At 72.8% G+C, this 23,612-nt stretch carries 18 protein-coding genes; 5 read left to right on the top strand and 13 right to left on the bottom strand.

Annotated elements, in window-relative coordinates; genetic code table 11:
• Positions 1-159: 159 nt before the first annotated feature.
• Complete coding sequence (locus ACZ5NJ_RS34630) at positions 160-1,458, top strand: PucR family transcriptional regulator (RefSeq protein ID WP_468770321.1); 1,299 nt, start codon at positions 160-162, stop codon at positions 1,456-1,458.
• Here ACZ5NJ_RS34630 and ACZ5NJ_RS34625 read toward each other — a convergent pair.
• The 7 genes from ACZ5NJ_RS34625 to ACZ5NJ_RS34595 all read right to left on the bottom strand — a co-directional run bounded on the left by ACZ5NJ_RS34625 (position 1,438) and on the right by ACZ5NJ_RS34595 (position 11,961).
• Positions 1,438-2,064 (bottom strand): TetR/AcrR family transcriptional regulator, encoded by a 627-nt coding sequence (locus ACZ5NJ_RS34625; RefSeq protein WP_468770319.1) that lies wholly within the window; start codon positions 2,062-2,064, stop codon positions 1,438-1,440. The two genes, ACZ5NJ_RS34630 and ACZ5NJ_RS34625, sit on opposite strands and share 21 nt — an antisense overlap.
• A gap of 97 nt (positions 2,065-2,161) precedes the next feature.
• Positions 2,162-3,751: a phosphoglycerate dehydrogenase gene (gene serA / locus ACZ5NJ_RS34620; protein WP_468770318.1), complete on the bottom strand. Its 1,590-nt coding sequence runs from the start codon at positions 3,749-3,751 to the stop codon at positions 2,162-2,164.
• A gap of 306 nt (positions 3,752-4,057) precedes the next feature.
• Complete coding sequence (gene ilvC / locus ACZ5NJ_RS34615) at positions 4,058-5,059, bottom strand: ketol-acid reductoisomerase (protein WP_468770317.1); 1,002 nt, start codon at positions 5,057-5,059, stop codon at positions 4,058-4,060.
• Positions 5,060-5,185: 126 nt separating this feature from the next.
• Complete coding sequence (gene ilvN, locus ACZ5NJ_RS34610) at positions 5,186-5,710, bottom strand: acetolactate synthase small subunit (RefSeq protein WP_042816067.1); 525 nt, start codon at positions 5,708-5,710, stop codon at positions 5,186-5,188.
• Positions 5,711-5,742: 32 nt separating this feature from the next.
• Complete coding sequence (locus ACZ5NJ_RS34605; protein WP_468770315.1) at positions 5,743-7,629, bottom strand: acetolactate synthase large subunit; 1,887 nt, start codon at positions 7,627-7,629, stop codon at positions 5,743-5,745.
• Positions 7,630-7,856: 227 nt separating this feature from the next.
• A complete protein-coding gene (locus ACZ5NJ_RS34600) occupies positions 7,857-10,820 on the bottom strand; it encodes a putative bifunctional diguanylate cyclase/phosphodiesterase (protein ID WP_468770313.1) in 2,964 nt (987 codons plus the stop codon).
• Between the two features lie 193 nt (positions 10,821-11,013).
• Positions 11,014-11,961 (bottom strand): 2-hydroxyacid dehydrogenase, encoded by a 948-nt coding sequence (locus ACZ5NJ_RS34595; RefSeq protein ID WP_468770311.1) that lies wholly within the window; start codon positions 11,959-11,961, stop codon positions 11,014-11,016.
• 85 nt (positions 11,962-12,046) lie between these two features.
• Here ACZ5NJ_RS34595 and ACZ5NJ_RS34590 point away from each other — a divergent pair, with 85 nt between their 5' ends.
• Together ACZ5NJ_RS34590 and ACZ5NJ_RS34585 are read left to right on the top strand one after the other, a co-directional pair.
• Positions 12,047-13,054, top strand: a complete 1,008-nt coding sequence (locus tag ACZ5NJ_RS34590; protein WP_468770310.1) for an aldo/keto reductase — start codon at positions 12,047-12,049, stop codon at positions 13,052-13,054.
• A gap of 156 nt (positions 13,055-13,210) precedes the next feature.
• The gene (locus ACZ5NJ_RS34585) at positions 13,211-14,461 is read left to right on the top strand and encodes a PQQ-dependent sugar dehydrogenase (RefSeq protein WP_468770308.1); all 1,251 of its coding nucleotides are present in this window, start codon (positions 13,211-13,213) and stop codon (positions 14,459-14,461) included.
• Positions 14,462-14,527: 66 nt separating this feature from the next.
• Here the strand turns inward: ACZ5NJ_RS34585 and ACZ5NJ_RS34580 are convergent, their stop codons facing one another.
• The 6 genes from ACZ5NJ_RS34580 to ACZ5NJ_RS34555 form a co-directional block, all read right to left on the bottom strand.
• Positions 14,528-17,575 (bottom strand): helix-turn-helix transcriptional regulator, encoded by a 3,048-nt coding sequence (locus tag ACZ5NJ_RS34580; RefSeq protein ID WP_468770357.1) that lies wholly within the window; start codon positions 17,573-17,575, stop codon positions 14,528-14,530.
• Between the two features lie 80 nt (positions 17,576-17,655).
• Entirely contained in the window at positions 17,656-17,823 is a 168-nt protein-coding gene (locus tag ACZ5NJ_RS34575; protein ID WP_468770307.1) for a hypothetical protein, read from the bottom strand.
• Positions 17,824-18,012: 189 nt separating this feature from the next.
• Positions 18,013-18,624: a hypothetical protein gene (locus tag ACZ5NJ_RS34570; protein ID WP_468770305.1), complete on the bottom strand. Its 612-nt coding sequence runs from the start codon at positions 18,622-18,624 to the stop codon at positions 18,013-18,015.
• Positions 18,625-18,727: 103 nt separating this feature from the next.
• Complete coding sequence (locus ACZ5NJ_RS34565) at positions 18,728-19,282, bottom strand: GNAT family N-acetyltransferase (RefSeq protein WP_468770303.1); 555 nt, start codon at positions 19,280-19,282, stop codon at positions 18,728-18,730.
• A 27-nt stretch (positions 19,283-19,309) separates the two neighbouring features.
• Entirely contained in the window at positions 19,310-21,541 is a 2,232-nt protein-coding gene (locus ACZ5NJ_RS34560) for an MMPL family transporter (RefSeq protein ID WP_468770302.1), read from the bottom strand.
• A gap of 138 nt (positions 21,542-21,679) precedes the next feature.
• Entirely contained in the window at positions 21,680-22,189 is a 510-nt protein-coding gene (locus ACZ5NJ_RS34555) for a cupin domain-containing protein (RefSeq protein WP_468770300.1), read from the bottom strand.
• A 4-nt stretch (positions 22,190-22,193) separates the two neighbouring features.
• On the opposite strand from ACZ5NJ_RS34555, the gene ACZ5NJ_RS34550 reads away from it, so the two are divergent.
• On the top strand, positions 22,194-22,979 hold the full coding sequence (locus ACZ5NJ_RS34550; protein WP_468770355.1) for a GNAT family N-acetyltransferase: 786 nt from the start codon (positions 22,194-22,196) through the stop codon (positions 22,977-22,979).
• A 114-nt stretch (positions 22,980-23,093) separates the two neighbouring features.
• Positions 23,094-23,606 (top strand): DinB family protein, encoded by a 513-nt coding sequence (locus ACZ5NJ_RS34545; protein WP_468770299.1) that lies wholly within the window; start codon positions 23,094-23,096, stop codon positions 23,604-23,606.
• Positions 23,607-23,612: the final 6 nt, after the last annotated feature.

Here is a 23,612-nt window from a genome sequence, read left to right as displayed (position 1 = left end):
CCGCCGGGGTGTGCTGCGGCCGTAAGGAAAACGCAAGTAAAACCACCGTGAAACCTAAGGATCTCCACGATCCTCTGCCATCGACAGCTGTCACGCATCCGTGTCCCGGATCTCATACATCTGTCTGAAGGGGCGGCCCGGGGGTGGGAGAATGTGCCCGTGAAGGGCGATTACCAGGACCTGGTGGACGAGATCTCGGCGCTGCTCGGCGCCCCGGCGACGCTGGAGAACCGGGACTTCCGCCTGATCGCCTTCGGCGCGCACGACAGCGAGGACGACCTCGCGATGGACCCGGTGCGCACCCGCTCGATCCTGACCCGGCAGTCCACGGCGGCCGTGCGGGCCTGGTTCGAGGCCTTCGGCATCGCCCGCGCCACCGGGCCCGTCCGGATCCCGGCGGCGCCCGACGCGGGGGTCTTCCGGGGGCGGATCTGCCTGCCCGTGCGGTACCGGGGCATCGTCCAGGGCTACGTGTGGCTGCTCGACCGGGACCCGGGGCCGGCGCCGGAGGCCCTGGAGGCGGCCATGGAGGTGGCCCAGCGGATCGGGCTGCTGCTGGCCGAGGAGGCCAAGGCGGGCGCCGACCTCTCCCGGGAGTTCCTCGCGGTGCTCACCGCCGGGCGGGGCTGGCAGCAGGACATGGCGGTGGCCGCGCTGCGCCTGGCCCTGGGGGCGGGGGCAGAGGGGCTCCACGCGGCGGTGTGCGTGGCCCCGTGGGCCGGGGAGGCGCCCTCGTCGGTGCCGGGGGCGGCGGCGGTGTGCGTCGTACCGGCCGACACGGCGGGGCCCGGCGGCCAGGCGGCCCGGGACCGGCTGGCGGTCCTGCTGCGCCTGCGCTCCGCGGACGCCCTGGCCCCGGCCCTGACGGCCCTGGGCCGCCTCCTGCCCCGGGCGGCGCCCGCCGCCGGGACGGCGGGGGGCACCCGGACGGCCGGGGTGGCCCGGGCGGCCGCGTCCGGCGCGTCGGCCGGGCCCGCGCGGGCCGCTGCGGCCGGGGGGCCGGGGGCGGAGGCCGCCGCGGGAGCCGGGCCCGGGGTCCACGGGGTGACCGCCGGGGTGTCCGATCCCGTGCGGGGGCTCTCGGAGCTGCCCGCCGCCTGGGGGCAGGCCGTCGCCGCCTCGCGGGCGGCCGCCGCGGAGCCACGGCTCGGGCCGGTGGCCCAGTGGGCGGGGATCGGGCCCTACCGGATGCTCGGCGCGCTGCCCCCCGGGCCCGTGGACGACCCCGCCACGCGGGCCCTGCTGAGCCCGGCCCACCGTGAACTGGCCCGTACCGCGGAGGTGTTCCTCGACTGCGCCGGGCAGGCCGGGCGGGCGGCGGCGGCGCTGGGCGTCCACCGCCAGACCCTGTACTACCGGCTGGGCCGGGTGGAGCAGCTGACGGGGCTCGACCTGGACGCGGGCGAGGACCGGCTGCTGCTCCACATGGTCCTCAAGTCAGCCCGGCTGAACGGCTGAAGGGCCGGGTGCCCGTTCCGCGTCCGCGGTCCGCTCCGCGTCCGCGATCCCGCCGGCCAGCCGCCGCAGCCCCTCCGCGAACTCCTCGCCCGACGGGGCGGTGGCGGGGTCGAAGAGCCACTGGATCATCAGGCCGTTGAGCAGCGCCTGGTAGACCGCTCCGAGCGTGCGCTCGTCGCGCTCCGTCAGCTGCTCCTCTGGGGTGCCGGTCATCATCGAGACCAGGCCGCGGCGCCCTTCGAGCTGCGAGGCCGCCAGCATCGACTTCAGTTCCGGCTTCTGGTCCCGGCTCAGCGCGACCTCCAGGCTGGCCGCCCAGACCGGGCCGGCCGTGCCGTGCTCGGCGACGACCCCGTCCCACAGCGCGCGCAGCCGCTCCAGGGAGCCCGCGGCCCCCGCGAGCCCGGCCTGCCGGTCCTCGCCCCACTCCTCGATCAGGGCGATGAACGCCTGGGTGAGCAGTGCGTCCTTGGAGCCGTAGTGATAGCCGATGGACGCCAGGTTGGTCCCGGAGGCGCTGACGATGTCGCGTGCGGTGGTCCGCACGAACCCCTTCTCGGTGAGGCACTTCTTGGCGCCTTCGAGCAGATCTTCACGGTGTCCCATGCCGCTACGGTATCAAGACATCCGTTTAATACATGCGTATACACGGAGGGGCCCGGGGTGTGCACCCCGGGCCCCTCCACCAGCGAACGCGCGACGGTCAGACGAGGTTGACCGTACGGGCCGACACGGCGCCGATCTCCGCAGAGATGGCGGCGAGGACGTCCACCGGGACCTCCGCGTCGACGGTGAGGACGACGAGCGCCTCGCCGCCCTCCTCCGCACGGGCGACCTGCATGCCCGCGATGTTCAGGCCGGCCTCGCCGAGCAGCTGGCCGACCTTGCCGACCACGCCGGGGCGGTCGGTGTAGCGGAGCACGATCATGTGGTCGGCCAGGGCCAGGTCCACGTCGTACTCGCCGACGCCCACGATCTTCTGAAGGTGCTTCGGGCCCGCGAGCGTGCCGGAGACCGACACCTCCTGACCGTCCGCCAGGGTGCCGCGGACGGTCACCACGTTGCGGTGGTCGGGGGACTCCGAGCTGGTGGTCAGGCGTACCTCGACACCGCGCTCCTGCGCGAACAGCGGGGCGTTGACGTAGGAGACCGTCTCGTCGACGACGTCCTCGAAGACACCCTTGAGGGCGGAGAGTTCGAGCACCTTGACGTCGTGCTGGGTGATCTCGCCGCAGACCTCGACGTCGAGGCGGACCGCGACCTCGCCCGCGAGGGCGGTGAAGATGCGGCCGAGCTTCTCGGCGAGCGGCAGGCCGGGGCGCACGTCCTCGGCGATGACACCGCCCTGGACGTTGACCGCGTCCGGCACGAGCTCACCGGCGAGGGCCAGGCGCACCGACTTGGCGACCGCGATGCCGGCCTTCTCCTGGGCCTCGTCCGTGGACGCGCCGAGGTGCGGGGTGCAGACGACCTGGTCGAGCTCGAAGAGCGGGGAGTCCGTGCAGGGCTCCTTCGCGTACACGTCGAGGCCAGCGCCGGCGACGCGGCCCTCCTTGATGGCCGAGTACAGCGCGGCCTCGTCCACGATCCCGCCGCGGGCGGCGTTGACGATGCGGACGGACGGCTTGACCTTGTGCAGGGCCTCGTCCCCGATGAGACCGACGGTCTCGGGGGTCTTGGGCAGGTGCACGGTGATGAAGTCGGCGGCTTCGAGGAGCTCGTCGAGCGTCAGCATCTTGACGCCCATCTGGGCGGCGCGCGCGGGCTGCACGTAGGGGTCGTACGCGACGACCTTCATCCCGAAGGCCGACATGCGCTGGGCCACCAGGACGCCGATGCGGCCGAGACCGACGACGCCGAGGGTCTTCTCGCTGAGCTCGACGCCCGTGTACTTGTTGCGCTTCCACTCGCCGTTCTTCAGCGCGGTGTTGGCCTGCGCGATGTTGCGGGCGGTGGCGACGAGGAGGCCGCAGGCGAGCTCGGCGGCGGTGACGATGTTCGAGGTCGGGGCGTTCACGACCATCACGCCGGCCTTGGTGGCGGCGGAGACGTCCACGTTGTCGAGGCCCACGCCGGCGCGGGCGACGACCTTCAGCTTCTTGGCGGCGGCGACGGCCTCGGCGTCCACCTTGGTGGCGGAGCGGACCAGGATGGCGTCGACGTCGACGATGGCGGGCAGCAGCTCCGCCCGGTCGGCGCCGTTGACGTGCCGGATCTCGAAGTCCGGACCGAGCGCGTCCACCGTGGCGGGCGACAGCTCTTCGGCGATGAGTACGACAGGTTTCGAGCTCACGTGGGTCCTCACAAGTCCAGTGCGGACGGCCGTCCCGACGGCCGCAGGCGGTGGAGGGGGTAGCCGCGTGGAAGACGCACGACACTGTGGGCCTGACGCGTTGTGTTGAGCAGTGTAGTAGCGCTTCCGGCGCGGGATTCCGCCTGTACGGAAGGATCACCCGTCCGAGATTGGCCGGGGTGGACAATCCGCTCGATTCGAGGTCTACATTCCGTCGATTTTCGACCGGGCCGCAAGGGAGCGGCCGGCCGAGGCGGATGCGCGGCGGGGCCGGGACCTCGTGTCCCGGCCCCGCCGTGCGCGAGATCAGCTCTCGTCGTTGTCGACCCAGCTCATCAGCTTGCGGAGCTTCTTGCCGGTGGTCTCCAGCAGGTGCTCGGAGTCGGCCTTCTTGTACTCGTTGTACTTCGGCAGACCGGCCTTGTACTCGGCCATCCACTCCTCGGCGAACTTGCCGCTCTGGATCTCCTCCAGGACCTTCTTCATCTCGGCCTTGGTGGCGTCGGTGATGACGCGGGGGCCGGTGATGTAGTCGCCCCACTCGGCGGTCTCGGAGACCGACCAGCGCATCTTCTCCAGGCCGCCCTCGTACATGAGGTCCACGATGAGCTTCAGCTCGTGCAGGCACTCGAAGTACGCGATCTCCGGCTGGTAGCCGGCCTCGGTCAGGGTCTCGAAACCGGCCTTGACCAGGGCGGAGGCGCCACCGCAGAGGACGGCCTGCTCACCGAACAGGTCGGTCTCGGTCTCCTCGGTGAAGGTGGTCTTGATGACGCCGGCGCGGGTGCCGCCGATGCCGGCCGCGTACGACAGGGCCAGGGCGAAGGCGTTGCCCGAGAAGTCCTGCTCGACGGCGGCGATACACGGAACGCCGCGGCCCTCCTCGTACTGGCGGCGGACCAGGTGGCCCGGGCCCTTCGGGGCGACCAGGGCGACGTCCACGTTGGCCGGGGGCTTGATGAAGCCGTAGCGGACGTTGAAGCCGTGGCCGAAGAAGAGCGCGTCGCCCTCCTGCAGGTGGTCCTTGATGGACGCCTCGTAGATCTCGGCCTGGAGCGGGTCCGGGGTCAGGATCATGATGACGTTCGCCCACGCGGCCGCCTCGGCCACGGAGAGGACCTTCAGGCCCTGCTCCTCGGCCTTGGCCTTGGAACCGGAGCCCTCCTTGAGGCCGACGACGACGTCGACGCCGGAGTCACGGAGCGACAGCGCGTGGGCGTGGCCCTGGCTGCCGTAACCGATGACCGCGACCTTGCGGCCCTGGATGATGGACAGGTCGGCGTCGTTCTCGTAGAACAGCTCGGCCACTGGGATATCTCCTTGGTGCGCTGATGTTGCACCCACCGTACGGCGGGGAACGGAATAAGAGTTTGTCGGTCTCGCCATGCGAACCGGGCGTGTCCCGCCCGGTCCAGGCGTGGCGTCAGGCGAGTGTCAGGCGCTGCGTTCCAGGGAGCGCAGGCTGCGGTCCGTGATGGACCGGCCGCCGCGCCCTATGGCGATGGTGCCGGACTGCACCAGCTCCTTGATGCCGAAGGGCTCCAGCATCTTGAGCATGGCGCTGAGCTTGTCGCTGCCGCCGGTGGCCTCGATGGTGACGGCCTCCGGGGACACGTCGACGGTCTTGGCGCGGAACAGCTGGACGATCTCGACGATCTGCGAGCGCGTCTCGTTGTCGGCGCGGACCTTCACCAGAACGAGTTCGCGTTCGATGGCGTTCGACGGCTCCAGCTCGACGATCTTGAGCACGTTGACCAGCTTGTTGAGCTGCTTGGTCACCTGCTCCAGCGGGAGGTCCTCCACGTTCACGACGATGGTGATGCGGGAGATGTCGGGGTGCTCGGTGACACCGACCGCGAGCGAGTCGATGTTGAAGCCGCGGCGGGAGAACAGGGCGGCGATCCGGGCGAGGATGCCGGGGGTGTTCTCGACCAGGACCGAGAGCGTGTGCTTGGACATGTGAGTCGTTCTCTCTCTCAGGCTCTCTCGGCTCAGTCGTCTTCGTTGTCGCCGAAGTCGGGGCGGACGCCCCGGGCCGCCATGACCTCGTCGTTGGAGGTGCCGGCGGCGACCATCGGCCACACCATGGCGTCCTCGTGGACGATGAAGTCGACGACGACCGTGCGGTCGTTGATCGCGTTGGCCTCGGCGATGACCTTGTCCAGGTCCGCCGGGTCCTCGCAGCGCAGCGCGACGCAGCCCATGGCCTCGGACAGCTTGACGAAGTCCGGGACGCGGGTGCCCTGGCGGGGGGCGACGGACTCGCCGAGCTGGGAGCCCACGGTGTCGTGGCCGGTCTCGTCGCCGTGCAGGACGGTGTTGGAGTAGCGCTGGTTGTAGAACAGCGTCTGCCACTGGCGGACCATGCCGAGGGCGCCGTTGTTGATGATGGCGACCTTGATCGGGATGTTGTTCAGCGCGCAGGTTGCCAGTTCCTGATTGGTCATCTGGAAACAGCCGTCGCCGTCGATCGCCCAGACCGCGCGGTCCGGCATGCCGACCTTGGCGCCCATCGCGGCGGGGACCGCGTAGCCCATGGTTCCGGCGCCGCCGGAGTTCAGCCAGGTGCGGGGCTCCTCGTACTTGACGAAGTGGGAGGCCCACATCTGGTGCTGGCCGACGCCGGCCGTGAAGATCGTGCCCTGCGGGGCGAGGGCGCCGATCCGCTCGATGACCTGCTGCGGCGAGAGCGAGCCGTCCTCGGGCAGGTCGTAGCCCAGGGGGTAGGTCTCGCGCCAGCGGTTGAGGTCCTTCCACCAGGCGGTGTAGTCGCCCGTGTGGCCCTCGTTGTGCTCGGCCTGGACCGCCTGGACGAGGTCGGCGATGACCTCGCGGGCGTCGCCCACGATCGGGACGTCGACCTCGCGGTTCTTGCCGATCTCGGCCGGGTCGATGTCGGCGTGGATGACCTTGGCGAAGGGGGCGAAGCTGTCCAGCTTGCCGGTGACGCGGTCGTCGAAGCGGGTGCCGAGCGCGATCAGCAGGTCCGACTTCTGGAGCGCGGTGACGCCGGTGACGGAGCCGTGCATGCCCGGCATGCCCACGTGCAGCGGGTGGCTGTCGGGGAAGGAGCCCAGCGCCATCAGGGTGGTGCAGACCGGGACGCCGGTCAGCTCGGCGAGGACCTTCAGCTCGGCCGTGGCGCCGGACTTCATCACGCCGCCGCCGACGTACAGGACCGGGCGCTTGGCCTGGACGATGAGCTTGGCGGCCTCGCGGATCTGCTTGGCGTGCGGCTTGGTGACCGGCCGGTAGCCGGGCAGGTCCAGGGCCGGCGGCCAGGAGAAGGTGGTCTTCGCCTGGAGGGCGTCCTTGGCGATGTCGACCAGGACCGGGCCGGGGCGGCCGCTGGAGGCGATGTGGAACGCCTCGGCGATGGTCTTGGCGATGTCCGCGGCCTTGGTGACCAGGAAGTTGTGCTTGGTGATCGGCATCGTGATGCCGACGATGTCCGCCTCCTGGAAGGCGTCGGTGCCGATCGCCTTGGAGGAGACCTGGCCGGTGATCGCGACGAGCGGGACGGAGTCCATGTGGGCGTCGGCGATCGGGGTGACCAGGTTGGTGGCGCCCGGGCCGGAGGTGGCCATGCAGACGCCGACCTTGCCGGTGGCCTGGGCGTAGCCGGTGGCGGCGTGGCCGGCCCCCTGCTCGTGCCGGACCAGGATGTGACGGACCTTCTTGCTGTCCATCATCGGGTCGTAGGCCGGGAGGATGCAGCCGCCCGGGATGCCGAAGACGGTGTCGCACCCCACCTCTTCGAGAGAGCGGATGAGGGACTGCGCGCCCGTGACGTGCTCAACTGCGGTGGGCTGGTGCCCACCCGTACGGGGCCGCGGCTGCGGATGGTGGGCCCCGGAGGCCTGCTCGGTCATCGGCATTCTCTTCTCGAAGCTGAGGGTTTTACGAGGAGCGGGGGTGCCCGGGTTCTCGTCCGGGTGCGTGTGCCAGTGCAACAAAAAACCCCTCGTGCCAGGTGGCAAGCGAGGGGAGCGCGTCGGCGGTGTGGAGCGGGGACATGCAGGCCCCAGCTTCAGCCGACGCGCTTTCCAAGTACGAGAATTCGGGTGCGCATGGCATTGACCCTCCCTCCGGCGGGAGGTCGATGTCAAGCGGGTGGGACGGGCGTCTCATTATTTGAGCCTCTATGGATGACCATCGAGCCACCGGACGAGCCCCCGGCCAAGGCGGGCTGGGCCGTACCGCCCGGTACTGGGAACGTACCTCTCACGAGCGCGCGGCGCAGCCTGTATTCGTCGAGCGGGCCGGAAAACGCCATTCCCTGTCCATGGGTGCAACCCATGGCGCGCAGGGCCGCCACCTGCTCGGGGAGGTCCACGCCGTCGGCCACGGACTGCATGCCCAGATCGTTTGCGATGCGCAACAATCCGGCGGTGATCTTGTGCAGGCGGGCGGACTCGACGACGCCCTCGACCAGGCCCCGGTCCAGCTTGAGGAGGTCCACCGGGAGGCGCCGGAGGGCGCTGATGGCCGCGTAGCCGCTGCCGAAGCCGTCGAGGGCGATCCGGACGCCGAGCCGGTGCAGGGCCGTCAGGCGGCGCTCCAGCTCGTCGAAGGGGACCCTGGGGTCGGAGGCGGCCAGTTCGAGGACGAGGGCGCCGGAGGGCAGCCCGTGCCGGCCGAGCAGGGCCTCCACGGAGCCGCCGGGCACCGAGCGGTCGAGCAGCCGCTGGGCGGTCATCCGTACGACCACTGGTACGTCGTGTCCCGCGAGATGGCGCTCGGCGGCCTCGGCCACCGCCTCTTCGAGCAGCCATCGGCTCAGTTCGGCGGCGCGGGAGGGGTCCGGGCCGCATCCGGGGCCGCCCTCGCTGTGTTCGGCCACTCGGAGGAACTCGGACGGGGTGAAGAGGATCCCCTGGGCGGAGCGCCAGCGGGCCTGCGCGGCCACCGCGCTGACCTCTCCGCCGGCCAGGGAGACCACGGGCTGGTGCAGCAGGGCGAACTCGCCCTCGTGCAGCGCGGTGCGCAGCTTCCCGGCCAGCTCGGCCTTGCGGACGACCTCGGCCTGCATCTGTGGGGCGTACAGCTCGACGCGGTCCTTGCCGCCCGCCTTGGCCCGGTACATCGCGAGGTCGGCGTTGCGCATCAGGTCCGAAGGGGTGATGCCGGGGTCGGCGAAGGCCACGCCGATGCTCGCGGCGACCCGGACCTCGCTGCCGGCGATGCGGTAGGGCTGGGAGAGGGTGGCGCGCAGCCGGTCGGCGATCTCGTGGACCTGGTACTCGCGGGCGCTGCGGTCGCGGCTGCCGTCACCGAGGATGAGCGCGGCGAACTCGTCCCCGCCGAGCCGGGCGGCGGTGTCCCCGGCCCGGACGGCGTCCTGGAGGCGGCGGGCGGCCTCGACGAGCAGCTCGTCGCCCGCCTGGTGGCCGATGGTGTCGTTGACGGCCTTGAAGCCGTCGAGGTCGATGAAGAGCACGGCGGTGCTGTGGTCGCCCGCGCGGCGGCCGGTGAGGGCCTGGCGGACGCGGCGGGTGAACAGGGCCCGGTTGGGGAGGTCCGTGAGCGGGTCGTGCTCGGCGCTGTGCTGGAGCTGGGCCTGGAGGCGGACCCGCTCGGTGACGTCCCGGCTGTTGAGGATGAGTCCGCCTTGGTGCCGGTTGACGGTGGACTCCACGTTGAGCCATTCCCCGCCGCCGGATTTGAACCGGCATTCGATGCGGGTGGTGGGTTCTTCGGCGGGCGGGGCGGCCAGGAAGCGGCGCACCTCGTGGACCACGCGGCCGAGGTCGTCGGGGTGGATGAGGGCGGCCAGTTCGGTGCCGACCAGCTCCTCCGCCTCGCGGCCGTAGACGCCGGCGGCGGCGGGGCTGACGTAGCGCAGGGTCCCGGTGGGGGCGGCGATCATGATCACGTCGCTGGAGCCCTGGACGAGGGAGCGGAAGTGGTTCTCCTTCTGTGCCAGTTCCTGGGTCAGCGCGATGTTGTCGAGGAGCATGATGCCCTGCCGGACGACGAGGGCGAGCACCACGGTGCAGCCGGTGAAGACCACCATCCGGTCGACCTTCCGGCCGTCCACCACGTTGTAGAGGATGCCGAGCGTGCAGACCGCGGCGGCGAGGTACGGGGTGAGGGCGGGCAGGGAACCGGTGATGGGTCGGCTGTGGGGCCGGTCGGCGCGCGGGGGCGCGGGCCTCGGGAGGGGTTCCGGGCGGCGGGCCCCCCAGGGGGCGTAGGCGAGCAGCAGGGAGCCCGCGAACCAGCCGGCGTCGAGGATCTCCCCGGAGCGGTAGGTGGTGTTGAGCAGCGGCGAGGTGAACAGGGCGTCGCTCAGGACGGTCAGGGCGAGGGCCGCGATGGCCGTGTTGACCGCCGAGCGGTTGTTGGCCGAGCGCCGGAAGTGCAGCACCAGGACCATCGAGACCAGCGCGATGTCGAGGAGCGGGTAGGCGAGGGAGAGCGCGGCGCGCGGGACGCTGCCGGGCGCCCCGGACTGGGCGGTGCGCGCGGCGTTGGCGAGGGCCAGGCTCCAGGAGAGGGTCAGCAGGGAGCCGCCGATGAGCCAGGAGTCGAGCGCGAGGCAGACCCATCCGGCACGGGTGACCGGGCGTTTGGCGAGGACGAGCAGGCCCACGATGGCGGGCGGGGCGAAGCAGAGGAAGGCGAAGTCCGCGAGCGAGGGCTCGGGGACCTTCCGGTCGAGGACGACTTCGTACCAGCCCCAGATGCCGTTCCCCAGGGCCCCCATGAGCGAGGAGAACGCGAACATCAGCCAGGCGGGGCGCTCGCGGCGGTCGATCGCGCGGGCGTAGTGGTAGCAGGAGACGGCGGCCAGTAATCCGGCGGTGCTGAGACCGAAGTCGCCCATGACCTTGGCGAGATCTTCCGAGCCCCAGCCGAGGGCGGCCCCGACGGCGTAGCCGCCGCTGACCACCGCGAGGAGGAGTTGCGCCCCCAGGCCCTTGCCCCCGCCGCCGGCGACCGGCGGCCGGGTCAGGAGCGCCACCCCCGGGGGGCTCACCGGTCCCCCTCGCCCGCTCGTTCCGGCGCGGTCCAGTCCCGGCAGCGCCGCCTCCGGCGGCTCTGCCGCATCGGATCCTTCGTCCATTGGCCGTGCATCGCCCGTCGCCCCCCAAAGTGTCCGTTCACCCCAGCGCCAGACGTACGTGGCGCAGCCCCTTGTTCCGGACGATACACCACTTTCGTCACTCAGCGACATAGCTTCTCTACTCTCCGTCACCAACGGGAGGCGTGCGACAACTGCTCGCATACGTATGGACGCGGAGAGTGGGCGTCGTGGTTCAGTTGGTGATCAGAACGGTGTTCTCGACGGGCTCCCCCGCGGCGAACCGGGTGAGCTGGCGGGCGATCAGCCGCTTCGCCCGGGGCTCGAAAGCCGAGCTGCTGCCGCCCACGTGAGGCGTGATCAGAAGGTTCGGGGCGTGCCAGAGCGGGTGCCCCGGGGGCAGCGGCTCCGGGTCGGTGACGTCGAGGGCGGCGCGCAGCCGGCCGGACTCCAGTTCGGCCAGCAGGGACTTGGTGTCGGCGACGGGGCCGCGCGCCACGTTGACCAGGAGGGCGCCGTCCTTCATCCGGCCGAGGAACGCGGCGCCGGCCAGGCCCTGGGTGTCCTCGGTCAGCGGGGTGGAGAGGATGACCACGTCCGCGTCCGGGAGGAGGGCGGGGAGGTCGTCGAGGGCGTGGACGGGCCCGTGCGGGGCGGTGCGGGCCGAGCGGGCGACGCGGGTGATCCGGCCGCACTCGAAGGGCAGGAGCCGGTCCTCGATGGCCGCGCCGATCGCCCCGTAGCCGACGATCAGGACGGACTTGTCGGCGAGGGCCTCGTAGAAGCCGCCGCGCCACTCCTCGCGGTCCTGGCCGCGGACCATGCCGGGGATGCCGCGCAGGGAGGCGAGGGTGAGGGTCAGGGCGAGTTCGGCGGTGCTGGCCTCGTGGACGCCGCGCGCGTTGCACAGCCGGACCCCGGGGCGCAGGAGGCCGACGCCGGGCAGGACGTGGTCGATGCCGGCGGTGAGGGTCTGGACGACGCGCAGGGCGGGCATCGCCGGGAGCGGGCGCAGGGTCACGCTCTGGGACTTCATGTACGGGGTGACGTAGAAGACGCAGGCGGCCGGGTCGGCCGGGAACTCGTCCTCACCGTCCCACCGTCGGTAGCGGAAGGAGTCGGGGAGGCCGTCGATCTCCCCGGGCGGGAACGGCAGCCAGACGTCCGCGGTCGTTGCAGTCATGATCCCGAGGCTATGCGAAGCCCGCGTGATCAAGCCGTTAGTTTGAGGGCCGGACCGGGACAGGGCCGGGAGGGGGGACGCAGGGGTGGAGCGCAGGTCGATCGGGTCGGGACCGCTGACGGTGGGGGCCATCGGGCTCGGCTGCATGCCGATGAGCTGGGCCTACGCGCCGTCGCGGCGCCGGGGCGAGGAGTCGCTGCGGACCCTGCACACGGCGCTGGACCTCGGGGCGAACCTGCTGGACACGGCCGACCTGTACGGGCCGTTCACCAACGAGCTGGCGGTGGGGCGGGTGCTGCGCGAGCGGCGGGCCGAGGCCTTCGTGTCGGCGAAGGTGGGGCTGCGGGCGGGCGAGGGGCACGTGGTGGCCGACGGGCGGCCGGAGTACGTGCGGCGGGCGTGCGACGCCTCGCTGCGGCGGCTGCGGACGGACGTCATAGACCTCTACCAGCTGCACCGGGTGGATCCGGAGGTACCGGTGGAGGAGACCTGGGGGGCGATGGCGGAGCTGGTGCAGGCGGGGAAGGTGCGGGCGCTGGGGTTCTGCGCGCTGGGCGCGGGGGCCGGGCCGGGGGCGGGGCGGCGCGGGGACCGGGCGTACCGCTCGACGCTGCGGCACCTGGAGCGGGCGCAGCAGGTGTTCCCGGTGACGGCGGTGCAGGCGGAGCTGTCGGTGTGGTCGCCGGAGGCCGCGTGGCAGCTGCTGCCGTGGTGCGCGGCGCGGGGGGTGGGGGTGCTGGCGGCCATGCCGCTGGGCAGCGGGTTCCTGACCGGGACGCTGACACCGGGGCAGGGGTTCGAGGAGGCGGACGTGCGGGCGCGGCACCCTCGGTTCACGGCGCACGCGATGGCGTCGAACCAGGTGCTGGTGGCGGAGCTGCGGCGGGTGGCCCGGCGGCACGGGCCGGAGGTCACCGCGGCGCAGGTGGCGCTGGCGTGGGTGCTGGCGCAGGGGCCGCACGTGGTGCCGGTGCCGGGGGCGGACCGGGCGCGCTGGGCGGCGGAGAACGCGGGGGCGGCGGAGGTGCGGCTCACGGCCGGGGAGCTGGCCGGGTTCGCGGCGCTGCCGGCGGCGGTGGGTGCCTGGGACTGAGCCTGGGACCGGGACGGCCCCGTTGGAACGGCCCTGTCGGGACGGCCGCGACAACCACTCGATCGGGTGTACGAGCGATGGAACTCGGGCACCCGCCGGATCTGTTGAGTCTGGTGAAGGGCAGGACTGGAGGGCCGACCGGAGGGGAGCGGGACGATGCGGTACGGAGTGCGGTACGGAGTACGGGGCGCGGTGCGGGAAGGGCGTTTCGGTACGGGGGTCCTGGGGGCCCGGGGGGCGCGGCGCCGGGGGGCGCTGGCCGGGGTCGCGCTGGCGGGGTGCGGGGCGCTGCTGGCGGCGGGATGCTCCGGGCCGGGCGGGGCGCCGCCGGGGGCGGGGGGCTCACCGCCGGGGGCGCCGGCGGCGGTGTCCGCGGGGGCTTCGCCGGGGGCGGGGGCGTCGGCGCCGCCCGCCAGGGGCTCCGTGACGGTCACGGCCGAGGTGGCGAAGGGTCTGGACTCCCCGTGGGGCGTTGCCCCGCTGCCCGGAGGGGACCTGCTGGTCGGCTCCCGGGACAAGGGCACGATCAGCAGGGTCCGGGCGGACACGGGCGAGGTGACGCAGATCGGCAGGGTGCCCGGGGTGGCGCCCGGCGGGGAGGGCGGGCTGCTGGGGCTGGCGCTGTCCCCGCACTTCGCCTCGGACCGGCTGGTGTACGCGTACTTCACGACGGAGTCCGACAACCGCATCGCCCGGATGCGGTACGACGAGCAGAGGCCGCCCGGCCAGCAGCTGGGGGCGCCGGACACGGTGCTGAGGGGCATCCCCAGGGGGGTCTTCCACAACGGCGGGCGGATCGCCTTCGGCCCGGACGGGATGCTCTACGCCGGGACGGGCGAGACCGGGAACACGGCGCTGGCGCAGGACAGGAAGTCGCTGGGCGGGAAGATCCTGCGGATGACCCCCGACGGGAAGCCGGTGCACGGGAATCCCGAGCCGGACTCGGTCGTCTACTCCTGGGGGCACCGCAATGTGCAGGGCCTCGCCTGGGACGCGGACAAACGGCTGTGGGCGTCGGAGTTCGGGCAGCACACCTGGGACGAGCTGAACCTCATCGAGCCGGGCGGCGACTACGGCTGGCCGGTGGTGGAGGGGAAGGGCGGCAAGGCGGGCTTCCGGGACCCGGTGGCCGTCTGGAGGACGGACGAGGCCTCGCCGAGCGGGATCGCCTGGGCGGAGGGCTCGATCTGGATGGCGTCGCTCAAGGGCGAGCGGCTGTGGCGGATCCCGCTGAAGGGGGCCGTGCCGGCGGCGGAGCCGGAGGCCTTCCTGACGGGGAAGTACGGGCGGCTGCGGACGGTGGTGGCGCTCGGCGGCGACAGACTGCTGCTGGTCACGAGCGAGACGGACGGGCGCGGGTCGCCTCAGGCGGGCGACGACAGGATCCTGGGTCTGACGGTGCGTTGACCGACGGATCCCCGGTGGGGGGCGGTCCGGGGCGGGGCCCGATGGACCCCGACTCAGGAACCGTCCTCATACGCCCGGCCGCTGCGGCGACAGGGGGGTGAACAGGCGCAGCCGGTGGGCGAGCGCCGCGGCCTCCCCCCGGCTCGCGACGCCCAGCTTGGCCAGGATGTTCGAGACGTGCACGCTGGCCGTCTTGGGGGAGATGAACAGCTCCTCCGCGATCTGACGGTTGGTGCTGCCCGTCGCGACCAGGCGCAGGACGTCGCGTTCGCGGCTGGTGAGTCCCAGGGCCTCGATCGGGTCGGTGTCCGGGGCCGGCGCGGCGGGGCGGGCCTCGTCCGGGGTCAGCGGGAGCCGGGCGCGCTGGGCGAGCAGGGCCAGGTCCTCACGGAGCCGCCGGGAGCCCAGCCGGTCGGCGGTGGCGTGGGCGTCGCGAAGGAGGCCGGCGGCCGTCTCGCGGTCCCCTCCGGAGCCCAGGAGCGCCTCGGCGAGCCGGTGGCGGGCGCGGGCCAGCAGGTAGGGGCGTTCCAGGGGGCTGACGGCCGCCTCGACGGCCCTCCAGTCGGCGGCGGTGTCGCGGCCCTCGGCGCGCAGCAGCTCGGCCCTGAGGTACTCGGAGTGGGCGGTCCACAGGGGGGTCGGGGTGGCCAGGGAGCGGGCGGCGGTGCGCAGGGCCTCCAGGGCGGCGGCGCGGCCTTCCTCGGTGCCGGGCAGGCCCCGGGCGTCCGCCTCGGCGGTGGCGGAGGCGAGGAGGAGGGGCCAGGCGTAGCGGTGCTGGCCGAGCGGGAAGCCGTAGGCGATGGCCTGGGCCGTCTCGGCCCGGACGTCGGCGAGGCGGCCCTCCCCCTGGGCCACGCCGATGGCCAGCCGGAAGAGCGGTATCCGGTGCTGGGGCTGGGTGTCGTGGGTGCCGAAGTGGGCGTGTGCGGCGGCCACCTGGGTCGCGGCCTCGGCGAGTTCGCCGCGGCCCAGGGCCAGGTAGGCCAGGCGGGCGGAGGCGGAGCCGCGGGGGGCGGCGCCGTGGCCGACCTGCAGGGTGCGCCGGGCCGCCTCGGCGGCCTCGTCCCAGCGGCCCAGGCTGTAGAGGCTCTCGGCCATGTTCCCCCGGACCCAGGCCTCGGTGTCCAGGAGCCGGGCCCGGCTCACGAGTTCGACCCCTTGTTCGGCCAGTTCCACGGCTTCGCGGGACCGGCCCATGGATTCGAGTTGGGAGGTGATGTTGATATGGGCGCGGCCCGCGACGACGGTGAAACCGAGCGCGGTGGCACGGTCCTTGACCTCGTGGAGTTCGGCGAGGCCGGTGGCTCCGTCGCCGGAGTCCATGAGCAGGCAGCCGTAGGTGATCCGGGCGTTGAGCTCGGTCTCCTCGGCGCCGATCATGCGGGCGTACTCCACGGCCCGTTCGGCGGCGGCGAGGTTGCCGGGGCCCGGGTTGTGGAGCATGCCCCAGCCCGCGACCCGGACGAGGACGTCCGCGTGCACCTGGGACGGGGGCAGTCCCTTGACGAGTTCCTGCGCGGTGGCGATCTCCTGCCAGCCGTCGCCCCGGCCGAGGTTGGCGATGAGGCGGGAGCGCTCGGTCCAGAACCAGGCGGCGCGCAGCGGGTCGCCGCCGTCCTCGTCGAGGATGCGCAGGGCCAGTTTGGTGAGCTTCAGGGCGCGTTCGCGTTCGCCGCCGTATCGGGCGGCGACGGTGGCCTCGGCGAGGAGGTCGACGCGGTGGAGCGGGGTGGCGGCCGGGTCGCAGCCGCAGGGCGGGTAGGCCTCGGTGTAGTCGGCGGGGCGCAGTGCGTCGCGTACCTCGTCGGGGACGCTGTCCCACAGGTCCATGGCCCGTTCGAGCAGGCTGAGCTGTTCGGAGTAGGCGTGCCGGCGGCGGGCGGTGACGGAGGCGGCGAGGACGGCGGGCAGGGCCTTGGCCGGGTCGTTGGCGGCGTACCAGTAGTTGGCCAGCCGGATGATCCGCTCCTCGGCGCGGAGCAGGGTCTCGTCGTCCTCGACGGCTTCGGCGTAGCGCCGGTTGACGCGGGCGCGTTCGCCGGGGAGCAGGTCGTCGCTGACGGCCTCGCGGACCAGGGAGTGGCGGAAGCGGTATCCGTCGCCGTCGGCGGTGACGAGGAGGATGTTGGCGCCGACGGCGGCGCGCAGGGCCTCGATGAGCTCGTCCTCGCCGAGCCGGGAGACGGCGAGCAGCAGCGGGTACTCGACGGCGGAGCCGCCCTCGGCGACGATGCGGACCACGCGCTGCGCGGCGTCGGGCAGGACCTCGACGCGGACGAGGAGCAGGTCGCGCAGGGATTCGGTGAGTCCGGTGCGGCAGCCGCTCTCGTGGGAGGCGACGAGCTCCTCGACGAAGAAGGCGTTGCCGTCGGAGCGTTCGAAGACGGAGTCGACGAAGGCCTCGTCGGGCCGGGAGGCGAGGATGCCGGCGAGCTGGCGGCGCACTTCGCCGCGGTTGAAGCGGGCCAGCTCGATGCGCTGGACGGTCCGGAGCCGGTCGAGTTCGGCGAGCAGGGGGCGCAGCGGGTGGCGGCGGTGGATGTCGTCGGCCCGGTAGGTGGCGACGAGGACGAGCCGGCCCCGGCCGAGGGCGCGGAAGAGGTAGGCGAGCAGGTGCCGGGTGGAGGTGTCCGCCCAGTGCAGGTCTTCCAGGACGAGGACGACGGTGCGGTCGGCCGCGAGGCGTTCCAGCATCCGGGCCGTCAGTTCGAAGAGGCGGGCGGTGCTCTCCTCGTCGTGGGGGCCTCGGGGGGTCTCGCCGAGTTCGGGGAGGATGCGGGCGAGTTCGTCCTCCTGGCCGGCGGCCGCGGCGGCGAGTTCGGCAGGGAGCAGGCGGAGCAGGGTGCGCAGGGCCGTCGAGAAAGGGGCGAAGGGAAGGCCCTCCGCCCCGATCTCCACACAGCCTCCGACGGCCACCACGGCTCCGCGCCGGGCGGCCTCGCCGAGGAACTCCTCGGTCAGCCGGGTCTTGCCGACTCCGGCCTCACCTCCGATCAGGAGGGCCTGCGGCTCCTGGTCCGCGGCGCGGGCCAGGGCGTCGACGAGTACGGCCAGTTCGTCGGCTCGGCCGACGAACACCGGGCTGACAGATCTGGTTTCCACGCCGCCGAGCATCGCACACGGGTGCGGCCGGGCGGCAGTCGTCATCGGTGCGCTCGTCATCTCGCGTCATTCCACGTGCTGCGTGGCGCGGGTTACGCGGCGCGGGTGAAGAGGCTCCGGTGGCGATTCACCGACCTCTCGGGTTCCTGGCCGCGCGAGAAGGCGCGGGAGGCCTTCTTGGCCTCGCGGGCCACGCGGTACTCGTCGGCCTGGCGGATGAGGTCGGCGCGGCGGGCGGTGGCGATCTCGTACTCGAACATCTCGTTCTCCCTGGCTGCTCTTCTCGGGCACCTCGTTCGGTGTGATCCAAGATTCGCGTCCCAGAGGGGTGCGGCACATGGGGCTCATGCCGCATCTGTGCGGCCGCGGGGTCCTTAGGCGGGGGGCCGGGGGCCCTGAGAAGGCCTGGAGCCGCCCAGGGGCGGCCTAAGACACGGGTAAGGCGGTGCCTATTCGGCGGCCGTCGGGAGGGGTACGAGGAGGTCGAAGTACATGAGTCCGAAGAGCAGCGCACCGAGGACGCCGAGGACGACGGCGGCCCAGGAGACGGAGCGGACCCAGGCGGGGTGGACCCGGCCCGGGGCGCCGAAGGCGGGGGCCGCGAGGACGACGGCGGCGAGCAGCAGGGCGAGGGTGGACAGCAGGCCGTTGACGAGGGCGGTCATGTGCCAGGCGTCGCCGTACAGGGCGGCGATCTTCTCCTTGGCGGTGGTGGCGTTGGCCGAGTCGATCTGGCCGATGAGGGTCTGGCGCTCGCCCATGACGCGGGCGACCCAGCTGCCGCTGAGGGCGATGAGTCCGAGACCGGCGGCGGTGAGGGCGGCGGCCGCGGAGCCGACGCCGGTGGGCCGCTCGGGGAGGTCGTCCGCCGCGTCGTCGTCGGGGTCCTCGCCGGGCTCCTCGCCTGCGGGTTCCTCGACGGCGGTTTCGGCGGGGGCGGTTTCGGCGGCGGGTGCTTCGGCGGCGGTGTCCGCGGCCTCGGCCGGGGTGCCGGTGACCGGCTTGTCCTCGGCGGCGTCCGTCTCGGGAGCGGTCGGGGCGGCGGTCTTGGTGGTGTCCATGGCGCGCACCGTAGGCGGCGTTTCTGAGAGGCTCCTGAGAGGGCGGGCCCCCGGCCGGGCCGGGTGGGCCGCAGGTGCCGTGCGGTTCCTGCGGCCGTGGCGGCTACGCGGTGCGGGCGGCGGCCCATTCGGGGGCGAGGACCGACCAGACCTCGGTGTCCTGGCGGACGCCGCGGTGCAGGTGGTTCTGCCGCAGGACGCCCTCGCGGGTGAGGCCCAGGCGCTCGGCGACGGCGATGCTCTTGGCGTTGCCGCTGGCGACGTGCCACTCGACGCGGTGCATGCCGCGCACGTCGAAGGCCCAGTCGATGAGCACCCGGCAGGCCTGGGTGACCAGGCCGCGGCCGGTGCCGGCGGGCTCCATCCAGCAGCCGACCTCGCAGTTGCCCGCGGCGGCGTCGAAGTTCGGGAAGAGGACCCCGCCGACGAGCGTGCCCTCGACCCGGATCCCGTAGAGGCGGGCGCCGTCGGCGGCGCTCTTCTCGGCGTTGGAGCGCAGCAGCCGCCGGGCGGATTCGAGGTCGGTGGCACGGTCGGGGAAGCCGATGAACTGCCCGATGAACTCCCGGCCCCGGTCGATGTGCGCGAGGAACTCCTCCGCGTGCCAGATCTCCAGCGGGAAGAGCTGGGCGTCGTCGGCCAGGTCTGTCGCGAACATGTGTGCTTCCTTGTGGTGGGTGACCGGTCAGTGGGAGAGGTCGGCCGGTGCCTCGTGGTCGGCGGCCGGCCGCTGCGCGGGGAGTACGGCGCGGGGGCGGCACTCCGGGGGTTCGATGCTGATCCTGGGCAGCCGGCGCTCCAGCCAGGCGGGGAGCCACCAGTTCGCCCCGCCGAGCATGTGCATGAGCGCGGGGACGAGGAGAGTGCGCAGGACGAAGGCGTCGAGGGCCACGGCCACGGCGAGCGCGATGCCGAACATGGCGATGATCCGGTCTCCGCTGAGCACGAAGGCCAGGAACACCGAGATCATGATGACGGCCGCCGAGTTGATCACGCGGCTGGTCTCGGTGAGACCCACGCGCACGGCCCGCCGGTTGTCGCCGGTCTCCAGCCACTCTTCGTACATCCGGCTGACCAGGAAGACCTGGTAGTCCATGGAGAGCCCGAAGAGCACGGACACCATGATCACCGGCAGGAAGGGCTCGATGGGGCCGGCGCTGCCCAGGCCCAGCGGCTCGCTCCCCCAGCCCCACTGGAAGACCATGACGACGACGCCGAAGGAGGAGGCCACGGCGGCGACGTTCATGGCGGCCGCCTTGGCGGGGATGCCGAGGGAGCGGAAGGCCAGCAGCAGGAGCAGGCAGCCGAGGGCGATGACCACGCCGACGAAGAGCGGCAGCTTGCCGACGATCACGTCGGCGAAGTCGTCGTAGCCGGCGGTGACCCCGCCGACGTGGGCCTCCATCGTGCTGCCGTGTCCGGCGCGGGGGATGACGTCCGCGCGGAGGCGGTCGACCAGCTCGCTCGTGGCCCGGGACTGCGGGGCGGAGTCGGGGACGACCGTCAGGATCGCGGTGTCGCCGCTGCGGTTGAAGACGGCCGGGCCCGTGGAGGCGACGCCGCGGGTGGTGCGCAGGGCGTCGCCCAGCCGCTCGACGGCGAGGCGGTCGCCGGCGCCGTCCAGCCGGGCGACGACGGTGAGCGGGCCGTTCACGCCCGGCCCGAAGCCGTCGGCCAGCAGGTCGTAGGCCTTGCGGGTGGTGGCGGAGGCCGGGTTGTTGCCCTGGTCGGAGGTGCCGAGGTGGAGCGAGAGCGTGGGCAGCGCCAGGGCCGCCATGACGAGGGCGGCGACCAGGCCGAGGAGCTTGGGGTGGCGTTCGACGAAGGCCGACCAGCGGGCGGCGAACCCGGTGGGCGTCTCGGGCCGGGGGCCTTCGGCGGCGAGCCTGCGGCGTTCGCGGCGGGACAGGGCCCGTATGCCGATGTACGAGAGGAGGGCGGGCAGCAGGGTGACGGAGGCCGCCACCGTCAGGACCACCGTGAGGGAGGCGGCTATCGCGACGCCGTTGAGGAAGTCGAGCCGCAGCACGAGCATGCCGAGCAGGGCGATGCAGACGGTGGCTCCGGCGAAGACGACGGCGCGGCCGGTGGTGGCGACGGCGTTCTCGGCGGCCTCCTCGACCGTCAGCCCGCGGGCCAGGCCTTTGCGGTGCCGGGTGACGATGAACAGGGCGTAGTCGATGCCGACGCCGAGGCCGACGAGGGTGCCGAGCATCGGGGCGAAGTCGGCGACGGCCATGGCGTGCCCGAGGAGGGTGATGCCGAAGTAGGCGCTGCCGACGCTGACCAGCGCGGTGGCGATGGGCAGCAGGCTGGCGGCGAGGGAGCCGAAGGCGAGGAAGAGGACGACGGCGGCGATGGCCACGCCGATGACCTCGGCGAGGTGGGGGCTGGGTGCCTCGGTCAGGCCGATGGCGCGGCCGCCGAGTTCGACCTGGAGGCCGTCGGCTTCGGTGGCCGGGTTCTTCGCCGCGTCGACGACGGCCCGGGCCTGGGCCTTGGGGACGGAGTCGGCCTGCCGGTCGAAGGTGACCACGGCGTAGGCGGTGCGGCCGTCGGGGCTGATCCGGGCGGCGCCGGCGGGGCCCGGTCCGTAGGGGCCGCTGACGGAGCCGACTCCGGGGAGGGCCGCGACGGCGTCCAGGGCCCGGGTCATCCGGCGTTCGACGTCGGGGGTCCGGGCCGTCTGGTGGTCCGGGGTCCGCCACACGATGGTGTCGGTGTCGCCGCCCTGGCCGTGGAAGCCTTCGCGCAGGAGGGTGTTGGCCCGGTTGGACTCCGTGCCGGGGACCTCGTAGTCGTTGGAGAACGCCGTTCCGGCGGCGGCGGCCGCGGCGGCGGTCCCGCCGAGGGCGAGCAGCCAGATCAGGACGGTGACCAGCCGGTGTCGCATGCACCACCGTGCGATTGCTGCCAACGGACGTGCTCCCTGGTGGTTCGGATCTTCAGCGGGAGTCGGCCCGACGCAAAGAACGCTTGAACTCGTGAAGTCGTGGACTGGTGAGTCGTGAACTTGTGAAAGGTCCGGCCGCCACCGGCGGCCAGGGTGCTGGGTTTACACCTCGTTCGACACGATCGCAGCGTTTCGTGATCGTTGGTCGCTTTCGTGTGCATCGTCACAGGCCTGGCCTTCGGCGGGTCCTTCGGCCCGGTAACCGGGGACGGAGGGCCAGCGGACGGTGAGGACGACGCTGTCCTCCTCGGCGTACCAGGAGTGGTCGACGCCCCGGCCCCAGACGACGTAGTCGCCCTGTTCGGCGAGGACGACCGTGCGGCCGGGGAACTCCAGCCGGAAGCGGCCGCTGATCAGCACCTGGAGGGCGGTGCGCCGCTCCCCGGTGACCCAGCGTCCGCGCGCCTCGCCCTTGGGGTGGACGCCCCACTTGATCTCGACGTCCTCACTGTGGCGGGGGTCGCCCGGTTCCTTGAAGTGCCCCAGGAGCCAGCCCCGGTCGGCGGCGGCGTCGGGGGTGGCGTTGCCGGTGTAGAGGGTGAGGTCGTCGTTCACGGAGGTGAGGCTAATGCACTTGTGGGGGCGGAGGTTCGGCTGATGAGGTGCGCCCATGACGATGGATCTTGATGAACTGCTGAAGGTGCGCGACCGCTACGACACCGAGGTGCGGCGCGGCGCGGAGGGACCGCACGTGGAGCGGGCGGGCCGGGTCCTGCGGATGAGCCTGCCCGGCTGGAACGGCGTGGTGTGGTCGGACCTCGACGAGGACACGGCGGACGCGGAGATCGCGGCGCAGGTGGCGCACTTCGGCGCGGGCGGGCCGGCGCGGGGCGGGCCGGTGTTCGAGTGGAAGCTGTACACCCATGACCGTCCGGCCGATCTCGCCGACCGGCTGCGTGCCGCGGGCTTCGCCCCCGAGCCCGCCGAGACGCTGATGGTGGGCCGGACCTCCGACCTGGCCGGCCTGTCGGCGGAGCCGCCGGAGGGGATCACCCTGCTGCGGGTGACGGACGAGGCGGGCGTGGACCTGATGATGGCCGCCCACGACCGGGCCTTCGGAGTCGAGCGGCCGCGGATCAAGGAGGGCGTCCTCGCCCAGCTGCGGGAGGACCCCGACTCCATCGAGGTCGTGGTGGCGATGGCCGGGGAGGTTCCGGTCAGTTCGGCGCGGATGGAGATCTCGGCGGGCAGCGACTTCGCCGGCCTGTGGGGCGGCGGCACGGCCCCGGAATGGCGGGGCCGGGGCATCTACCGCCTGCTGGTGGCCCACCGCGCCCGGATCGCGGCCGAGCGCGGGATCCCGTACCTCCAGGTCGACGCGTCGGACGACAGCCGGCCGATCCTGGAGCGCCTGGGCTTCGGGGTGCTCGGCGTCACCGTCCCCTACATCTGGCAGGGCTGAGGGGCCGTACGGCGGCCGCCGGGGCCGGTGAGGCCCCCGGCGGGACGCCGCCCCGCGCCACCCCGGGCGCGAAATCGCTTTCAGGGGCTCCGAAGAGGCGGCAGGATCACCCCCATGGACCTCACCGAACGTATCGGCCCGCCCCTGACCGGGGACGAACGCGAGACCCTCCGGGCCTTCCTCGACTACCACCGGGCCACCCTCGCCTGGAAGTGCGACGGACTCACCGACGAGGAGCTGCGCCGCCAGGCCTCCCCGCCCTCCACCCTCTCCCTGCTGGGCCTGGTGCGGCACATGGCCGAGGTGGAGCGCCAGTGGTTCCGCCGGACGATCGGCGGTGACACCGACGTCCCGCACGTGTGGTCGGACAACCGCGACTTCCAGGCCGCCTACGACGTCTCCGGCGCGACCCGCGCCGAGGCCTTCGCCGCCTGGGAGGCGGAGGTGGCCCACTCCCGCGCGGTGGAGGCCGGCGCCGAGTCCCTGGACGTGACGGCGTACGTGCCGAAGTGGGAGGAGGACGCCTCGCTGCGCCTGGTGATGCTGCACATGATCCACGAGTACGCCCGCCACAACGGCCACGCGGACCTCCTCCGTGAGGCGGTCGACGGCACCGTCGGCGCCTGACCGGAC

This window comes from Streptomyces sp. NPDC032091 (assembly GCF_055580265.1).
Note: the sequence above shows the minus strand (reverse complement) of the source record. Positions and strands in the feature narration are given on the sequence as shown.

Excerpts from the sequence above, each read along its gene's own strand:
- ACZ5NJ_RS34595 (WP_468770311.1), bottom strand. The coding sequence starts at position 11,961 with ATGACTGCAACGACCGCGGACGTCTGGCTGCCGTTCCCGCCCGGGGAG.
- ACZ5NJ_RS34605 (WP_468770315.1), bottom strand. The coding sequence starts at position 7,629 with ATGCCGATGACCGAGCAGGCCTCCGGGGCCCACCATCCGCAGCCGCGG.
- ACZ5NJ_RS34600 (WP_468770313.1), bottom strand. The coding sequence starts at position 10,820 with ATGGACGAAGGATCCGATGCGGCAGAGCCGCCGGAGGCGGCGCTGCCG.
- ACZ5NJ_RS34575 (WP_468770307.1), bottom strand. The coding sequence starts at position 17,823 with ATGTTCGAGTACGAGATCGCCACCGCCCGCCGCGCCGACCTCATCCGC.
- ilvN (WP_042816067.1), bottom strand. The coding sequence starts at position 5,710 with ATGTCCAAGCACACGCTCTCGGTCCTGGTCGAGAACACCCCCGGCATC.
- ACZ5NJ_RS34565 (WP_468770303.1), bottom strand. The coding sequence starts at position 19,282 with ATGTTCGCGACAGACCTGGCCGACGACGCCCAGCTCTTCCCGCTGGAG.
- ACZ5NJ_RS34550 (WP_468770355.1), top strand. The coding sequence starts at position 22,194 with ATGGATCTTGATGAACTGCTGAAGGTGCGCGACCGCTACGACACCGAG.
- ACZ5NJ_RS34545 (WP_468770299.1), top strand. The coding sequence starts at position 23,094 with ATGGACCTCACCGAACGTATCGGCCCGCCCCTGACCGGGGACGAACGC.
- ACZ5NJ_RS34570 (WP_468770305.1), bottom strand. The coding sequence starts at position 18,624 with ATGGACACCACCAAGACCGCCGCCCCGACCGCTCCCGAGACGGACGCC.
- ACZ5NJ_RS34625 (WP_468770319.1), bottom strand. The coding sequence starts at position 2,064 with ATGGGACACCGTGAAGATCTGCTCGAAGGCGCCAAGAAGTGCCTCACC.
- ACZ5NJ_RS34585 (WP_468770308.1), top strand. The coding sequence starts at position 13,211 with ATGCGGTACGGAGTGCGGTACGGAGTACGGGGCGCGGTGCGGGAAGGG.
- ACZ5NJ_RS34555 (WP_468770300.1), bottom strand. The coding sequence starts at position 22,189 with ATGGGCGCACCTCATCAGCCGAACCTCCGCCCCCACAAGTGCATTAGC.
- ACZ5NJ_RS34580 (WP_468770357.1), bottom strand. The coding sequence starts at position 17,575 with ATGCTCGGCGGCGTGGAAACCAGATCTGTCAGCCCGGTGTTCGTCGGC.